We start from the raw sequence: 19,040 nt of genomic DNA, 5'->3' as shown, positions 1-19,040 counted from the left end.
CTTAAATTGTAGGTTGGGTTGAGGAACGAAACCCAACCTTTTTCGTAGATTTGTTGGGCGAAGTGAAACGGAGGGTTCGCTACGCTTAACCCAACCTACAGAAGAGTTTGAAAACACGCCCTAGCCCCCCTTAATAAGGGGGAAGAGCACTCAAAGTCCCCCTTATTAAGGGGGATTTAGGGGGATCGAGACTCGGCTACCAGCAAGAGATACGGAGGGTTTCAGCCTTAAGTTGACACCAATTTCTCTCGTGCTCACCCCACACGAAAATTCACTCTTTGTGGAACAGGCATCTTGCCTGTTCTTCAAGATAGTACAAGATGTAAAGAGACACCCATTACCAATTAACAATTAACAATTCCCAAAATGTTTAACAAAGTTTTGATTGCAAATCGCGGTGAAATTGCCTGCCGAATTATCCGCACCCTCGATCGCCTCGGAATTGCTTCGGTAGCAGTATATTCTGAAGCCGACGCCCGCGCCAAGCACGTTTTCGCCGCCAGCGAAGCGGTTTGTATCGGTGCAGCCGCCGCAGCCGAGAGTTATTTGCGGTTCGATCGCATTCTCGAAGTTGCGCGCGAAACAGGAGCTCAAGCTATTCATCCGGGTTACGGGTTTTTGAGCGAAAATGCTGAATTTGCCGAAGCTTGTGCAAGCGAAAATATTGCATTTATCGGCCCGACTCCGAGTCAGTTGCGCTGCTTTGGATTGAAGCACACCGCGCGGGAAATAGCCGCTGCAAATCAAGTGCCGCTAACTCCCGGAAGCGAACTTTTAGCAAGTTTAGAGGATGCGGAAAAAGCGGCTGGGGCGATCGGCTATCCGGTGATGCTCAAAAGTACCGCAGGCGGCGGCGGCATCGGTTTGCAGGCTTGTTTTGGCGATCGAGATTTGGCAGAAGCCTTTGAAAAAGTACAGCGTTTGAGTCAAAGCAATTTTAAACAAAGTGGCGTTTTTTTAGAGAAATACATTCAAACAGCCAGGCACATAGAAGTCCAAATCTTTGGAGATGGCAAAGGAAATGTCATAGCCTTGGGCGAGAGAGATTGTTCGGTGCAGCGGCGCAATCAAAAAGTAATTGAAGAAACCCCCGCCCCTGCTATTAACGACGAACAGCGAAATCAGTTGTACGGTGCAGCCGTGCGGTTGGGGAAAGCGGTAAATTACCAGTCAGCGGGTACTGTTGAATTTGTCTTTGATGTCGATGCCAAACAGTTTTATTTTTTGGAAGTTAACACGCGCTTGCAAGTCGAACACGGCGTTACTGAAGCTGTCAACAACATCGACCTCGTTGAGTGGATGGTAAAACAGGCTTCGGGAGATTTGTTCCCCCTGGAAGAGTACCGCTATTGGCCGCAGGGACACTCAATTGAGGTGCGAATTTATGCGGAAGATGCCGGCAAGAATTTTCAGCCGAGTTCCGGGTTGCTGAATCAAGTTACGTTTCCCGAAAACGTCCGCTGCGACAGTTGGATAGAAACCGGCACGGAGGTAACTCCTTTTTACGATCCGCTGCTAGCTAAAGTAATCGTTTGCGGGGATAATCGAACGCAGGCGATCGCTCAACTAAAAGCTGCTTTAGATGCCAGTGAAATAGCGGGAATTGAAACTAATTTAGATTACCTCCGCCAGATTTTGGACGATTCCAGATTCAGCCTGGGCGAACTGAGCACGCGCTTTTTAAACTCTTTTGAATACGCCCCTTTAACGATCGATGTATTGGATGGGGGAACCTACAGCAGCATTCAGGATTATCCGGGGCGGATTGGCTATTGGGATGTTGGCGTGCCGCCTTCTGGGCCGATGGATCATCTGGCATTTCGATCGGCAAATCGTTTAGTAGGAAATCCCGAATCGACAGCAGGATTGGAATTCACAGCGACAGGCCCAACTCTGCGCTTTAATGCCGATACAGTTATCAGTTTGACTGGTGCAATTATGAAGGGAACGCTCAACGGCGAATCGGTGCCGTTTTGGACGGCAATTCCCGTAAAAGCTGGCAGCATTCTCAAGTTAAAAGCCATTGAAGGCGGCGGCTACCGCACTTATTTAGCAGTCAAACACGGCTTTAATGTCCCCGATTATTTGGGCAGCAAATCAACTTTTGTACTGGGCAAATTTGGCGGACACGCGGGTCGCACGCTGCGTCCGGGAGATGTGTTGAAACTGCATCAAACTGCAACTCTGGCAGCGGAATTATCTTTGCCTCCCGAACTAATTCCTACCTACAGCAATAATTGGGAAATTGGCGTTTTGTACGGGCCTCACGGCGCGCCGGATTTCTTTACTGAGTCAGACATCGCCATGTTTTTCTCCACAGAATGGCAGGTGCATTACAACTCTACGCGGACGGGCATTCGGCTGATCGGCCCGAAGCCCACCTGGGCGCGTCAAGACGGCGGGGAAGCGGGTTTGCACCCGTCTAACATTCACGATAATGCTTACGCGATCGGCACGATCGACTTTACGGGCGATATGCCTGTAATTCTCGGTCTTGACGGCCCGAGTTTGGGAGGTTTTGTGTGTCCTGCTACTATTGTGCAGTCGGAATTGTGGAAAATCGGACAACTGAAACCGGGGGACACCATTCGCTTTCACTGTTTGACTTTTGCGGAATCTTTGCAGCGGGAATTAGCACAAAATTTGCAAATTGCTACTTTTTGTTTGTCTGTTTTTGGGGAAAATGCGGAGGAATTGCCCGCAGTTCCCGCCTCTCCAATTTTGCACGAAATTCCCGAATCTCCGGGACAGGTTGCTGTTACTTACCGTCAAGCTGGGGATAAATATATTCTAGTTGAATACGGTCCATTGGTGCTGGATTTAAATTTGCGTTTTCGGGCGCACGCCTTGATGGAACATTTGAAAGCAAATCCGTTGCCTGGTGTTATCGAATTAGTGCCGGGAATGCGATCGCTCCAAATTCACTTTGAGGGCCGCCAGATTTCGCAACAGCAGCTAATGCAGGCACTGATTGCGGCGGAGGCGGAACTTCCGGCGATCGAGGATTTGGAAGTGCCGGCGCGAATTGTGCACTTACCTTTATCTTGGGAAGATGAATCGACGCTGTTGGCGATTCAAAAATATATGCAGTCTGTGCGATCGGATGCACCTTGGTGTCCCAGCAATATTGAGTTTATTCGCCGCATAAACGGGCTTGACAGCATCGAACAAGTCAGAGAAATTGTATTTAATGCTAGCTATTTAGTGATGGGTTTGGGAGACGTTTATTTAGGCGCGCCCGTCGCAACTCCCCTCGATCCGCGCCACCGTTTGGTTACTACTAAATACAATCCCGCCCGCACTTGGACTCCTGAAAATGCAGTTGGCATTGGCGGCGCGTATTTGTGCGTTTACGGGATGGAAGGGCCCGGAGGTTATCAATTTGTCGGCCGCACGGTGCAAATGTGGAATCGGTTCAAACAAACGGCGGATTTCCAGTCTGGTAAACCTTGGCTTTTGCGCTTTTTTGACCAAATCCGATTTTATCCGGTTTCTCATGAGGAATTGCACCGCTGTCGGGAAGAATTTATTGAAGGGAAGTTTAAATTAAAGGTTGAGGAAATCACTTTTAATTTGAGAGAATACAATGAGTTGTTGCATTCTATTGCTAACAGTGCGGCTGAGTTTAAAGCGCAGCAGCAGGCCGCATTTAATGCAGAGCGCGATCGCTGGGCCGCATCCGGGGAATTTGACGCTGAAGCTGCCGCTGAAGCGTCGGCGGATGCGGCTTCTGACACAGCGGCGGAGGTTACTTTGCCGATCGGCTGCGAAGCCGTTGTCGCTCACGTTTCGGCGAATGTTTGGCAGGTGCTGGTTAATGTTGGAGATGCGGTTGCTGAGGGCGATCGCCTGTTAATTTTGGAAGCGATGAAAATGGAAATTGCTATTACTGCTGATGTGGCGGGAACTGTGGCCGAGTTGTTTTGTGAAAAAGGGCAAACGGTGACAGCCGGACAAATTCTAGTGGCGGTTCAACCCCATTAAAAATACTTCATATCAATTCCGGTGCAGCCGGAATTGATATAACACCCTAACGAACCGGAGCTACCGGAGCTGGAGAAAGTGGAGCGATTGGAGGTGGAGAGACCGGCCTGCGAGGAGGTGGAGCACTGCTGAACTGCTGGAGTTGCTCAGGGGTGAGCGATCGCAAAATTCTCAGTCCGAGAGTGTCTCGGGAAATGCTTAAAGCGTAGGATGGCTCCAAATACGGGCGGAAATTTGATTTGTTGTTCAAATAGCTTTCCATGAAAGCTAGGCTGAGTCCGCTGAGGTAGCGGCGGGCTAAAGCCGGTTCGGGCCCGATGACCTCTGGTGGTGGTATAAACAGGCTTTGAGGGGAATCCTCGATCGTTGAGAAGTGAGTCCCGTTGTTCATCAGCACCAGATATTTGTTGGGCGATGTCAGCCAAGTGAACGGTTGAATTTGTTCGAGCAAAGCGGGGGCGACGGTATCGGCGCTGCCTGCGATTACCATGACTGGGATTTGGATTTTGCTGAGGTTTGTTTCGCCGAGAATGCTGCTGACGATCGGGTTGACGGCGATCGCAGCTTTGACGCGCGGGTCGCCGAAATTGTACTGGTTGCGCTCTAGGCCCCGGGCGCCGCACTGCAACAGCAGGGAGAGGTTCCAAGTGTCGTTTTCGTCGAGCCGGCAATCTTGGTCTAGCTGTGCAAAATTAATCCCCGCCCCGGCTAATGCTAAAGCCGTATAGCCGCCGAAAGACTGGCCGATGACGCCCACTCGCTGCAAGTCTAGCTGCCCTTGGTAAGTCGGATCGGTTATAGAAAGTTTCGTTAAATAATCCAGAAGGTCTTTGATGTCGAGGGGGCGGTTGACAAATTCTGCTGGTTCTGCTACATCCTTGGCTCTGCCTGTTACTAAGTTTTGGATTTGTTGGGCGTTGCTGCCTGGGTGTTCGGGGACGGCGACGGCAAAGCCGTAGGAGGCTAGGTGTTTGGCTAAATACTGGAAGGAAATGCGATCGGAACCTAAACCGTGCGAAATTACTACGACAGGGGCCGGTTGCGGGCTGCCCTGCGGCAGGTAAATGTCCATATCAAACGTGCGAGGGCGATTTGGACTCGTCAGAGTTACCGATGTTTTTTTCCAAGTATAGGGGCCCGGTAGCTGGGGCTGCAGCATAGCGGCGGGCGGTATGGCGGGTTCTAAGGCTGCTTGTGCTTCCGACAACCGGGCGACTCCGGCGATCGCCTGATTGGAACGGTTGATCAGGGATGTCAGCTCGTTCCCGATGGCCAAGCCGCGGGCGATGTCAATCCTGATGCCGTAAGTGGGGAATTTCCGCAGCACGTTGAGAATTGTCAGACCTTCTGAATCTGAGGCTGCTAAAATCAGGGCGGCTCGGATGGCATAAAATCCGGGCTGCCGAGCTTTGGTTTGAATTACTCGGCCCAAGCGTTTCAGCAGCACTTCTCCTTGAGGCGTGTAGAGGAATTGGGCGATCGTCACGTTGCTGATTTCAGCTTTCGCTTGCAGGGCGCTGCGAATCTCCGCTAGCTGTGCTTTTTTGACGTACTGAGCGAAGCCGTCCAAGTTCGAGTCTATTTTGCCTTCTTTGGCGAAGAGTGCCAGGGATTCGATGGGAACTGATTCTTCTAGCGGCCCGTAAGTTACGTAAATTCGTTCTGCTCCCCAAGCTGGTGCGGCGGTGCAAACAGCCGTGAATGCAAACCATCCTAGGTATCTTGGGGCGATCGACCGCCGAGTGCGAATGGCAGCAGTGGAGAGACTCGGAAACAGACAGTTCATAACTTTCACACCTAGGACTTCTAATTATTAGTCGGTGAAACGATGTAAATTGTTTCGCCAATATTTAATGCCCAAAAATCGATCTGTTGCTTCGGATGCTTCGGAAATTAGGTTATCGTGGGAAGCATAGCCTAAAAGTAATTTTCTGATTTGACAAGGCTAGCTGAAATTTAAAATTCAACGCCGAGGGGTCAGTCGATTTTAGATTTTAGATTTTAGATTTTAGATTTACAAGGGCAGATGAATCTGGGAGCTTGAACTATGGTCTAAAATTTTGGGAGTATCCACGACTTAAGCCGGGGGTTGTATCCGTCTTTGGGTGAGGGGTCACACCTACGGTCACGCCCATTGATTATTTTTTCAGCTATGCAAGATATTTTCGATCGACGAGTTTGTAACTACAGTCTGAGTGAGAGAATTTATCATGTTCAATGCAACTGCTATCCTGATTGACGCTTTTGTGCAAGAGCTGCAGGCCGGCTACCGCCGCACCTACGGCAAGTACAAGCCTGACTACCCTGAAATTATCGCCTGGGCAGGGACTATGGCTCTGGAAAATATCGCTAACTGCGATGCTCTGTACCACAATGTGGAACACACAATGCTGGTGGCCTTGGTGGGACAAGAGATTCTCCGGGGCAAGCATATTCGCGAAGGGGGAGTGTCGCCGGAAGATTGGCTGCACTACCTGATCTCGCTGCTGTGCCACGATATCGGCTACGTCAAAGGTGTTTGCCGCCAAGACCAAGAAGCTGTCGGACTCTACGCTACGGGTATTGACGGGAACATGGTTTCTGTGGCGATCGGCGCCACTTCTGCCAGTTTAACTCCTTATCATGTCGATCGAGGAAAACTCGTAATTGACGAACGCTTCGGCGGTCACACATTAATTGATGCCGAACAAATCAAGCGCAATATTGAATTGACTCGCTTCCCAGTTCCTGCTAGCGAAACTCATCAAGACAGAAACAATTATTCTGGACTTGCCCGGGCCGCCGATTTGATCGGTCAGTTGAGCGACCCCAATTACCTGCGAAAAATAAGTGCCCTGTTCTACGAATTTGAGGAAGTCGGCACTAATAAAATCTTGGGCTACAAGTCTCCGGGAGATTTGCGCCAAAATTACGCCAAGTTTTATTGGAACGGAGTTTTTCCCTATATCCCAGCAGCTTTGAACTACTTGGAATTAACCCAGGGAGGCAAACAGATTATTGCCAACCTCTACGCTAACGTGTTTCAAGTTGAACACGCTGAACCGATCGCTTTCAACAAGACAAACGCTCAAGAATTCATCAAATCCCGCGCCAATGGCAACTTGAACGGCGAAAAAGATAGTGACAATCTTCAACCTTCCATGTCCGGGGACAACAAGAAATTTAGCGAGTTTTTTGACTTGAATTTGTGATGAGTTAACCAGCCTTATGCTGAACCAAATCAAGCGAGCCAGAATTAGGATATTTTTTTTTAACCTAGTTGCTGAATCGTTTTTTTTTGAGCTATAATATAGCTAATAAATCGGTGTTTGTTAAGGAGAGTTAGGTCATGGCAACCAACAACATTGAAGTCGTTTTTAGCTTTGATACAACTGGCAGTATGTACCCTTGCTTGACGCAAGTTCGTCGGAAAATTAAAGAGACGGTAACGAGACTGCTCGATGAAATTCCTGGCATTCGCATTGGCATTATTGCTCACGGGGACTATTGCGACGCTGACAGCACTTACGTAACTAAACACCTCGATTTGTCGGGCGATGTCGGCACGATTTGCAATTTTGTTGAAAATGTAGAGCCAACTGGCGGTGGCGATGCTCCAGAATGTTATGAATTAGTCTTGCACGAAGCTCAGTCACTTTCTTGGACTCCAACTAATTCCAAAACATTGGTACTAATTGGCGACGACATCCCGCACGCACCCGCTCAAACTCCTCAAAAACTTAACTGGCGTCAGGAAGTAGATAAGTTAGCACAGATGGGAATTACCGTTTACGGCATCCAAGCTCTCAACCGCAACCACGCCACTTTATTTTACAAAGAAATAGCCGAAAAGTCGGGCGGTTTTCACCTCAATCTTGACCAATTTTCATACATCACAGATTTCTTTTTAGCCGTTTGTTACCAACAGTCATCTAACGAACAACTACAAGCTTACGAACAAGAAGTTGTCAGTCAAGGTCGCATGAGTCGCGGATTAAACAAGATGTTTGATACCATGCTCAAGCGGGAAGGCGCTGCTGTTTACGAATCAGCAGAATTGCGAGCCGTAAAACCGGGGAGATTTCAGATTCTAGAAGTAGACAGCGAGATTTCAATTAAAGCTTTTGTTCTGGAGAATGGTTTGACTTTTAAAACCGGGCGCGGGTTTTATGAGTTTACTAAAACAGAAACTATCCAAGGTAAGAAAGAAATTGTGCTGATGGAACGTTCGACAGGGGATTTGTTTGAAGGAGAAGCGGCGCGAGAAATGTTGGGTTTGCCAATGGGCGAGACAGTTCGCATCAAACCCAGCAATCTAGAAAAGTATGCGGTTTTTGTGCAAAGTACCTCGGCAAATCGCAAGCTGATGGGGGGAACTCGTTTCCTTTATGAAGTTGAAGATTGGGATCGTTAATCGATCTTAAATGTCCAAACAACAACCGCAGAGCGGCAGAGATCATGCTAAAATCTCTATAGTTTTTGTTTGTCCTACGCATCTGCGGTTAGAAAATATACACTTTTAAATTAATATGCAACCCGAAATTCAGCAGCGAGTTAAACAATTGAGGCAGCAGCTACAGGAAGCTAGCTATGCTTATTATGTTCTCGATGGTAATCGTTCCCAATACGTCAGTCTATCCCAATTTTATGACCGGATACTTGACGCTCCGCCGATTATACCAGATGAGGTGTACGATCGCCTTTATCGAGAGTTGCAAGAGTTAGAATCAGATTATCCTGAATTGATTACTGCCGAAAGTCCGACTCAGCGGGTGGGAGAAAAGCCGGCTACTCAATTTTTTAGCGTCAAGCACAATATTCCTCTCTACAGTTTGGAAAATGCTTTTAATTTTGAGGAATTTGCTAAATGGCAGGAACGCTGGCAAAGGGTAGCACCCTCCCTAACCCCCGGTCAAGAGGGAAATGCACCCCCCCTAACCCCCCCTTATCAAGGGGGGGGACAAGAGGGAATAACATCTTCGATTAGCAATCAGGAAAACAGGGAAATTACTCCCCCCCTTAGCAAGGGGGGGTTGGGGGGGGTTTCCTACGTTTGCGAGTTAAAAATTGACGGTTCTGCTTTAGCATTAACCTATGAAAATGGAATTTTAGTTCGCGGTGCGACGCGGGGAGACGGCATTGCCGGAGAGGAAATCACTCAAAATGTCAAGACTATTCGTTCGATTCCTTTAAAGCTCAATTTAGATAATCCGCCGCCTGTTGTGGAAGTGCGGGGAGAGGCTTTTTTGTCTTTAGCTGTGTTTGAGGAAATTAATCGCGAACGGGAAAAAGCGGGGGAACAATTGTTTGCTAATCCTCGCAATGCTGCTGCGGGTACGCTGCGGCAGTTGGATTCTAAAATTGTGGATAAGCGCAGGTTGGATTTCTTTGCTTATACTCTGCATTTAGATGAGGGTAACGAGGAGAACACGCAGTGGGATTCGTTGGAATTGTTGCGAAGAATGGGGTTTAAGGTGAATCCCAATCGCAAAATTTGCTATGCTTTGGATGAGGTTCGGGAGTATTACGAATATTGGGATACTGAACGGCGAAATTTGCCTTACATGACCGATGGGGTTGTTGTTAAGATTAATTCGGTTTTGCTGCAAAAACAATTGGGTTTTACTCAGAGGTTTCCGCGTTGGGCGATCGCACTGAAGTATCCCGCGGCCGAAGTGCCTACAATTGTGGAAGCAGTCACCGTACAAGTAGGGAGAACCGGGGCTCTGACGCCTGTAGCGGAACTGAAACCGGTGCAGTTGGCGGGGACGACGGTTTCGCGGGCTTCTCTCCACAACAGCGATCGACTTTCCGATCTGAACCTCCACATTGGCGATACTGTAATTGTCAGAAAAGCTGGGGAAATTATACCAGAAGTTGTGCGAGTTTTGCCGGAACTTCGCCCTCAAAATGCTCAACTTTTCCAAATGCCTAGCTGCTGTCCCGAATGCGAACAGCCTGTGGTTCGGGAAAAGGGGGAGGCCGTTACTCGCTGCATCAATACATCTTGTCCGGCGATTTTGAGGGGTTCGCTGATTCATTTTTGCAGCCGGGATGCTCTGGATATTAACGGTGTTGGGGAAAAGTTGGTGCAGCAGATGGTTGATAGCAATCTGCTCAATTCTGCGGCGGATTTGTACGATTTGACTGCGGAAAGATTGATGAGTTTGGAACGCATGGGTAAGAAGTTAGCAGAAAAGTTGGTAAGTGCGATCGCCCAATCGAAAAATCAACCTTATTCGCGGGTACTTTACGGCTTAGGCATCCGGCACGTCGGCACAGTCAACGCTCAATTGCTGACAGAAAGGTTTGCAAATGTGGAAGAGTTAGCAGCGGTATCGGCGGCATCGATTGAGGGCGTTTACGGCATCGGCCCTGAAATTGCTCAAGCTGTTTATCAGTGGTTTCGAGTTCCGGCAAATCAAAGTTTAATTGCACGGTTGAAAACTGCGGGCTTGCAATTGCAGTCAGAAGGGAAAAATCAAAATTTAGCCAGCACAAATTTACAATTTGCAGGCAAAACTTTTGTGCTTACCGGAACTTTGCCCGCTCTGAAACGAGATGAAGCTAAAGATTTGATTCAAAAAGCTGGAGGTAAAGTCACAAGTTCTGTCAGTGCTAAAACAGATTATGTGGTTGTGGGAGAAGATGCGGGTTCTAAGTTGGAAAAGGCTCAATCTTTGGGGATCGAACTACTTTCGGAAGCTGAGTTATTGGAACTGCTATCGAAACCATAAATGATTGGTGAAAGTCAATATATGGCAGATTCCACGTTTATAGAAGTACACCCGCCTATCGTTCGATTCCCGTAGGGACACGGCATTGCCGTGTCCCTACACTTCATAAACCTGGAATAGGCTGTATCTCTGTTTGCTCTTTCTCTGCGCCCTCTGCGGCCTCTGCGGTTCGCAAAAAAAGTTCGCAAAAAAAGCTGATTCACTTGGGCCGTTTTCAAAAAACCTCGCCAACAATTCTATTGCCCTAGATGCAAAATATCGATCGCGAATTACGCAATACCTCAAAAGGCATAGAAATCGCGTTAGCGAAGCCCTCGAAGAGGATCGCACTTCGTCAATATACTTACTTCGCTAGCGGTGGCGCGGGAATCGGTTGTCGGTACAGGCTAGTTTTGCTAAAATTTGATAAAGTTTGCAATAGCGATCGCAACTGCCAGCTTAGCCAAATCCCAGCAATCATAGGAGATACATTATGTCGGAAATTCCAGCAGAAAAAACACAAACAAACTTGACAACTCCAGAAATAACTACCGAAAGCTCAATTTCGGGAGTGGAAAACGTGAAAAATAGTTTGGGAAACGTCCTAAATAGTTGGAAGTTGAAAGCAGGATTAGCCGTTGCTGTACTTTTGGGAGTTTTGCTATTTGCTTTCTACTGGCAGCATATGATTGCAGTGGCAGGTATGAAGAGTTGGGCGGATCGATCGGGTGCTAGAGCGATCGAATGTATGGTAAGAGATACTAATAACGACGAGTATGTCAGTTGCAGCGCCCTCCTCGATCAGCAGATTGTCCCTCTTGAGTGCAGTTCGAGTTTGTTCAATATCGGCTGTCGAGTCAATTACGGAACTGCGACACCTAATTTGAAACAGCTTGGGCCCAGGGCTGCTGCTGGTTTCTAATAATTTTTGACTCGATCTGACCGAAAGACGGATACAATCCCCGACAGGAGTCGCGGTGAAAAAAAAAGTTTGGACGTTAGTTCAAGCCCCCAGATTCATCTGTGGGGTTCTATTTAAAATCTAAAATTTTTTAATTAATTGCCCATAATAACCATCATCAAAGGGAGCATCCCAATTGGGTAAAAAGCGTTTTTTAGGAGTGCGAGCGTCTCGCTATATCATCCAAATATATTATTCTGATGCAACCGTCCACGATCAGAAAGCAAAAATGGGATGCTCCCTCATCATATCAATTCCGGTAACACCGGAATGATATAAACGCAGGACACGGCAGTGCCCTTGGACTACCCCGATTAATTGTAGTCCAAGGGCACTGCCGTGTCCTGATTGTGGGTAATAAAATTCCGATGCTACCGGATTTGATAAGCTGTGGCGGCATTTAAATTGTATGTTAAAAAACAATCAAACTTTTGTGGGGTGGGCGTCTCGCCCGCCCTGAATATACAATTTAAATGCGCGACAGCTTATCAAACCTCTTCGTAGTGAGAACTAGCGTTCCACTCGCGAGTTCTCCATAGCGAGCGGGACGATCGCACTGCAATGGGAAAATTATGATTCCGATGCCAACGGAAACGAGCTAAAGTATGGCAGCTTACCAAGGACTTCCAATTAGGGTGAAACTGCTCCAGTAGTAAGGATGAGAAAAATCTTGGTTTTGTTGTTGTATGTTAGTCGGTAAATTCAAGTTGCCCGCTGTTGTCACTAACTGCCCGTTTTCGAGCCGAACTTTACGAGCAATCATCGCCTGTTGAGCAAGTTGCAGAGTTTCTGCTTTAGTTGTGGCTCCTCGCAACTGGTGGTAAAATTCGCTCATCAGCCCCAAAGTGCCTCCATCGTCAACATACCACAAACTCCCTAAAGCAGATTTCGCGCCGGATTTTACTGCTAAACCTCCAAAACCCAACTCTGCTTCCCGATCGCCCACAGCAGTTCTACAAGCACTCAATACTAACAAGTCTACCTGCGGATTGCGCCAATTCAAACTCTCCATGCGATCGAGCTGCAATTGGTAATTCCACAGTTGAATGTAAGAATTGCTCGGTTTTCCCGGTTGGAATTCAGCGTGGGTGGCTAGGTGAACGATCCGAAATCCTCCCTTGGCGTGTTCCGAATTGAGATTATCTAAAGTGAAAGTGGAATTGAGAAAAGATGGCCCGTGCCACTGAGCCGAAATCGCCTGCAATTCGATCGGCACACTGGGCAACGGTTTTTTATCCACAAATTCTGACCTTCCCATTGCTAGCACTGTTGCGTCTCTAACTGCTTTATAATCGCTATCAGTCAAGCTGAAACTCGGAATTAGACTAAAACTGTATTTTTCAATCAAGAAGCCTTTACCGTCGTGCAAAGCGGCAAATGGCAGGCTCCGCAATCCCGGATCGACTGACAGCAACAAAGTCTGAATTCCTAAGTTTTGCAAGTCTTTTTCTAGAGGTGCGATCGCCCATTTATATAATTGCTGGGCGGAGGCTAGATAAGTGGTAGTACCGCGTTTTGCGGGATTGGTGATTTCATTCCGCAACTCCTTGACGGCGGGGAATAAAGCTGCTCTGTTGGCTTCTGGAACGCTGTAGTGAATTGGCCGCCCCACGGGAGGAACTAAAATTAGTTCCAGTCGATCTTCTCGCGAAATTATATAGATAATACCAGACCGCTTGCCAGTTTGCTGTTCGATATTTTTTAAAGTTTGTTGGAAGGTCGCAATCATGACTTTTTGGTCTGGGAGTTGGGCTTTTACCCCCAGGTATTCTCCAAATTCTTGATTCCTGATTTCTTCGATTCCCCAGAGTGTTTCCTGTATGTCGTTACCTTCAAAAAGTCGATCGGGAGACGGAACATATCCCAGAACTAAATTAGAAGTAGGGTTGACTGTTGGCGGTTGTTCTGATTCTGGTGAGGGTGGTTCTACGATGCCGGGGGGTAATTTACTGGTGATACTTCTATCGATGGTTAAAACTCGATTTGCTACACCGCCAGGATTGTCTAGCGGTGGAATTCTGGGGCGTTGAAAGTCTTCTGAATCAACGGTTGAGGATTCTGGTTTCGATGCGGATGCGGCTGCTGCTGTGGGCGATGCTGGTGCTGTCACAGGTGCGGGCTCTTGTATTTCCGTAGGAGCGATCGCAGTTAATTCTGATACTAACTCTATTGGCTCCCTGGCGATCGGAGTGGGAGTGACAACTGGAGTGGGAGTTTCACTTGGAGTCGGAGTCGGAGTTTCACTCGGAGTCGGAGTCGGAGTTACTACCGGAGTCGGAGTGACACTCGGAGTAGGAGTGGGAGTGACTATTGGAGTCGGAGTGACACTCGGAGTCGGAGTGGGAGTGACAACTGGAGTCGGAGTGACACTCGGAGTAGGAGTGGGAGTGACTATTGGAGTGGGAGTTTCACTTGGAGTCGGAGTGGGAGTGACAACTGGAGTGGGAGTTTCACTTGGAGTCGGAGTGGGAGTGACAACTGGAGTCGGAGTTGGCGTTGGCGTCTGGTCAATGCCGTCGTCAGTCGAAAACGCAATATTACCAACACTATTAGAACGCGGAAACGACTGCGATGTAATGCTAGATTGTCCCGTTGTAATTGCACCCGCCGTACCGTTGCTAGCAGCATCCCCCACCACAAACGGTTGAATCGGCGTCCCTCCATCTCCCCCAGCGTGTGTAATTGCGATATTTCCGCTACCTGTGCCGCCAGCAGTAGAAATGCTAGCAAATCCCGTCGGCGAAAAAGGTGTTGAAAAAGCACCCGTAGCGCGGAAAAAATTGCCTGTTATTGCTGTGACATCGCCGCCGGTGCCGCTAGTGCCGCCTTGGGCATTGATAAACTCTACTTGAATATCGCCGATCGGATCTAAGAACACATTGCCGGCATTTCCGACTATACCGCTAGAGTTAATTTGTCCCGCCCTAATTGAAGTTATCGCCTTAACAGTTATGTTGCCGCCACTGTCTCCCGATGTATTCAAATTGCCTGCTGTGAAATTGTTACCGCTTGTAAATAGAATTTCTCCGCCATTAGTAGTAATATTTTTAACACTTATATCGCCCTTGGCAGTAATATCGACTTTGCCTGCGGTGACATCTCCCGATAAGTTGACTTTTTCCGCGTTTAGTGCGGTCAATTGTTGCGCGTTAATTGTCGAGTTTCCTGTCACATTGCCAGCATTGTCGATCGCCAGATTTCCTAACTTGCTCGTGGCCCCCACCGCACCGTTGAAAGTTATGCTGCCGCTACCGGAGGCTAGAGTTAAGTTGCGGGCATTAATGCTGTCACTGTCGATCGCACCCAAAGCAATATTTCCCCCTGCGGTACTAAATACCGCATCCTTTGTCAAAACCAAAGCATTGCTAATATTAATGTTGCCGTTATTCGTCGTAACATTACCGCCTAATTTAGTAGTTAAAGCCGTAACATTAAAACCAGAATTGCTTTTAACATTGCCGATAAATTCCGCATTCGATGCAGTAACGTTCAAAACAGACAATGGCGTTGTTTCTCCGATATTTCCTTGCAGCAGCACATTACCATTCGCGGCATCTAAGCCCAACAAATGACCGCCGTCGATCGCACCAGTTATCTTAATATCTCCGCCGCCGGTACTGAGATTAATATCGTTGCCGAGTGTAACAGTGCCGTTGAGAGCGATCGGATTTTTATTGGTATTGATGCCATAATTTAAATTAATTTTGGAAGCGTTGAGAGCAATGCTGCTGTTGTCATTGCCGGTAAGAATGCCATCAAGTGCGATCGTACCAGTTCCCGTTTGAATATTTACTGGGTCTAAAAATGTGAGATTAGAGGGAATACTAATATTGGCGCTGCTATCCGATCGCCCGATCGCGATCGAGCTAAATCCATTTTGAATCAAATTAAGTTCCGATGCCGTCAAATCTAAAGCGCTAGTATTGTTATCAGTTCCGCCAACAACAATATTTTGTCCGGCTGTTGCGGGTTGCAGCGTTAGCGCGCCAGTACCCGAAACATTCCCAGAAAAATCAATTTCACCTGCCGTTAAAGTCAGGGGGTTACTACCTGCCGATAAACTAGAGCCGAAAGCAATAGTTGCATCTCCGAGTGTAAAGTTTACAGGAGCTTTTAATGTCACCGGACCGCTAAAACTAATGTTATCATTAGTTGTGGTGATATTTCCGCTAACCGCAACAGTTCCCCCGCCATTTTGAATAAATGCACCGTCTAAGTTCAGGTTTTTCTCAATATTGAGATTTACCTTATTGGCAATTGTGAGCGTGCCGTCATTGGTGGTTGTTACAGTTCCTTTGAGATTGACATTATCAGCCGCAATACCGAGATTGCCAGCTACGTCTACAGTATTATCGAAAGTAATGTCGCTGCCTGAAAGAACCGAGTTTTTGGCAACAGTGACAGCATCTGCATAAGTTTGACTGCCGGTTGTAGTGACATTGCCGCCTAAAGATATCTTGCTGTTGGCAGTTAAATTAGTGAGAGGAGTTGTTTCGCCGATCGCACTTGTGAAGGTAATATTACCGCTAGCCGCTTTCACAGTCAAATCGCTGCTACCGTTCACTGTATCGTTAAAAGTAATGCTGTCACCTGAAAGAATCGGATTGTTGGCAATTGTCACTGCATCTCCGTAGGTTTGACTGCCGGTGGTTGTCACATTTCCCTTGACTTGAGTTGTGCCGCCAGCATCTGTCGTCAAACTCGCGGCATTGACTGTTTGATTAAATGCAGTTGTTCCTGTAGAGTTAACTGTTAAATTGCCGATCGGACTTGCAGCACCAACTGCACCGTTAAATGTCACATTACCGCTACTCGCCTTCACAGTTAAATCGCTGGTACCGTCTACAGTATTATTGAAAGTAATGTCGCTGCCGGAGAGAATCGGATTGTTGGCAATTGTCACTGCATCGCCATAAGTTTGACTGCCGGTGGTTGTCACATTTCCCTTGACTTGAGTTGTGCCGCCAGCATCTGTAGTCAAACTCGCGGCATTGACTGTTTGATTAAATGCGGTTGTTCCTGTAGAATTAGCTGTTAAATTGCCGATCGCACTTAAATTCCCAACTGCACCGTTAAATGTCACATTACCGCTAACCGCCTTCACAGTCAAATCGCTGGTACCGTCTACAGTATTGTCTAAAGTAATGCTGTCACCTGAAAGAATCGGATTGTTGGCAATTGTCACTGCATCGCCATAAGTTTGACTGCCGGTGGTTGTCACATTTCCCTTGACTTGAGTTGTGCCGCCAATATCTGTAGTCAAACTCGCGGCATTGACTGTTTGATTAAATGCAGTTGTTCCTGTAGAGTTAACTGTTAAATTGCCGATCGGACTTGCAGCACCAACTGCACCGTTAAATGTCACATTACCGCTACTCGCCTTCACAGTCAAATCGCTGGTACCGTCTACAGTATTATTGAAAGTAATGTCGCTGCCGGAGAGAATCGGATTGTTGGCAATTGTCACTGCATCGCCATAAGTTTGACTGCCGGTGGTTGTCACATTTCCCTTGACTTGAGTTGTGCCGCCAATATCTGTAGTCAAACTCGCGGCATTGACTGTTTGATTAAATGCGGTTGTTCCTGTAGAATTAGCTGTTAAATTGCCGATCGGACTTGCAGCACCAACTGCACCATTAAATGTCACATTACCGCTAACCGCCTTCACAGTCAAATCGCTGCTACCGTTCACTGTATTGTCTAAAGTAATGCTGTCACCTGAAAGAATCGGATTGTTGGCAATTGTCACTGCATCTCCGTAGGTTTGAGAGCCGGTGGTTGTCACATTGCCATTTACTTGAGTTGTGCCGCCAGCATCTGTAGTCAAACTCGCGGCATTGACTGTTTGATTAAATGCGGTTGTTCCTGTAGAGTTAGCTGTTAAATTGCCGATCGCCTTTGCAGCACCAACTGCACCGTTAAATGTCACATTACCGCTACTCGCCTTCACAGTCAAATCGCTGGTACCGTCTACAGTATTGTCTAAAGTAATGTCGCTGCCGGAAAGAATCGGATTGTTGGCAATTGTCACTGCATCGCCATAAGTTTGAGAGCCGGTGGTTGTCACATTTCCCTTGACTTGAGTTGTGCCGCCAGCATCTGTAGTCAAACTCGCGGCATTGACTGTTTGATTAAATGCGGTTGTGCCTGTAGAGTTAACTGTTAAATTGCCGATCGTACTTGCAGCACCAACTGCACCGTTAAATGTCACATTACCGCTAACCGCCTTCGCCGTCAAATCGCTACTGCCGTCTACAGTATTATTGAAAGTAATGTCGCTGCCGGAGAGAATCGGATTGTTGGCAATTGTCACTGCATCTCCGTAGGTTTGAGAGCCGGTGGTTGTCACATTTCCCTTGAGTGTAGTTGTGCCGCCAGCATCTGTCGTCAAACTCGCGGCATTGACTGTTTGATTAAATGCAGTTGTGCCTGTAGAGTTAACTGTTAAATTGCCGATCGCCTTTGCAGCACCAACTGCACCGTTAAATGTCACATTACCGCTACTCGCCTTCACAGTCAAATCGCTGGTACCGTCTACAGTATTGTCTAAAGTAATGCTGTCACCTGAAAGAATCGGATTGTTGGCAATTGTCACTGCATCTCCATAAGTTTGAGAGCCGGTGGTTGTCACATTTCCCTTGACTTGAGTTGTGCCGCCAGCATCTGTAGTCAAACTCGCGGCATTGACTGTTTGATTAAATGCAGTTGTGCCTGTAGAGTTAGCGGTAATATTTCCTAATGCTGTGGTATTGCCAACTGCACCATTAAATGTAACATTACCGCTCACTGCGTTCGCAGTCAAATCGCTACTGCCGTCCACAGTATTATTGAAAGTAACGTCGCTACCTGTGAGAGTCGGATTGTTGGCAATTGTCACAGCATCTCCGTAGGTTTGAGCGCCGATTGTCTTGACATCGCCATTGAGTGTAGTTGTGCCGCCAGCATCTGTCGTCAAACTCGCGGCATTGACTGTTTGATTAAATGCAGTTGTTCCTGTAGAGTTAACTGTTAAATTGCCGCTCGCCTTTGAACTCCCAACTGCACCGTTGAATGTCACATCACCAGTAGTCCCATCCACAGTCAAATCGCTGCCGATGTTATTGGAGTTAACAGTATTGTTGAAAGTAATGCCGTTGCCTGTGAGAGTCGGATTTTTGGCAATTGTGACAGCATCTCCGTAGGTTTGAGGGCCGATTGTCTTGACATCGCCATTGAGTGTAGTTGTGCCGCCAGCATCTGTAGTCAAACTCGCGGCATTGACTGTTTGATTAAATGCGGTTGTGCCTGTAGAATTAGCTGTTAAATTGCCGATCGCACTTAAATTCCCAACTGCACCGTTGAATGTCACATCACCAGTAGTCCCATCCACAGTCAAATCGCTGCCGATGTTATTGGAGTTA

6 protein-coding genes and 1 pseudogene are annotated in these 19,040 nt (G+C 47.5%); 5 read left to right on the top strand and 2 right to left on the bottom strand.

The window, feature by feature from the left end:
- The first annotated feature begins 366 nt into the window (after window positions 1-366).
- Window positions 367-3,984, top strand: coding sequence for an urea carboxylase (gene uca, locus QUA56_RS10400; RefSeq protein ID WP_333356756.1), 3,618 nt, complete (start codon window positions 367-369; stop codon window positions 3,982-3,984).
- Window positions 3,985-4,030: 46 nt separating this feature from the next.
- On the opposite strand, the gene QUA56_RS10395 is transcribed toward uca, so the two are convergent.
- Window positions 4,031-5,770: an alpha/beta hydrolase gene (locus QUA56_RS10395; RefSeq protein WP_333356754.1), complete on the bottom strand. Its 1,740-nt coding sequence runs from the start codon at window positions 5,768-5,770 to the stop codon at window positions 4,031-4,033.
- 424 nt (window positions 5,771-6,194) lie between these two features.
- Between QUA56_RS10395 and QUA56_RS10390 the strand changes: the two genes are divergently transcribed.
- The 4 genes from QUA56_RS10390 (at window position 6,195) to QUA56_RS10375 (ending at window position 11,601) form a co-directional block, all read left to right on the top strand.
- Complete coding sequence (locus QUA56_RS10390) at window positions 6,195-7,175, top strand: Npun_R2479 family HD domain-containing metalloprotein (protein WP_333356751.1); 981 nt, start codon at window positions 6,195-6,197, stop codon at window positions 7,173-7,175.
- Between the two features lie 137 nt (window positions 7,176-7,312).
- Entirely contained in the window at window positions 7,313-8,377 is a 1,065-nt protein-coding gene (locus QUA56_RS10385; RefSeq protein ID WP_333356749.1) for a vWA domain-containing protein, read from the top strand.
- Window positions 8,378-8,492: 115 nt separating this feature from the next.
- Window positions 8,493-10,700, top strand: coding sequence for an NAD-dependent DNA ligase LigA (gene ligA, locus QUA56_RS10380; protein WP_333356746.1), 2,208 nt, complete (start codon window positions 8,493-8,495; stop codon window positions 10,698-10,700).
- Between the two features lie 472 nt (window positions 10,701-11,172).
- Window positions 11,173-11,601, top strand: coding sequence for a hypothetical protein (locus QUA56_RS10375; protein WP_333356743.1), 429 nt, complete (start codon window positions 11,173-11,175; stop codon window positions 11,599-11,601).
- A 652-nt stretch (window positions 11,602-12,253) separates the two neighbouring features.
- On the opposite strand, the pseudogene QUA56_RS10370 reads toward QUA56_RS10375, so the two are convergent.
- Window positions 12,254-19,009 (bottom strand): annotated as a pseudogene (locus QUA56_RS10370) (CHAT domain-containing protein); the annotation flags it as partial.
- Window positions 19,010-19,040: the final 31 nt, after the last annotated feature.

The sequence above is a fragment of the Microcoleus sp. N3A4 genome, from assembly GCF_036701805.1.
Classification (GTDB): Bacteria; Cyanobacteriota; Cyanobacteriia; order Cyanobacteriales; family Microcoleaceae; genus Microcoleus.
The sequence above is the reverse complement of the archived record's forward strand: the minus strand, read 5'-3'. Positions and strand labels throughout refer to the sequence as shown.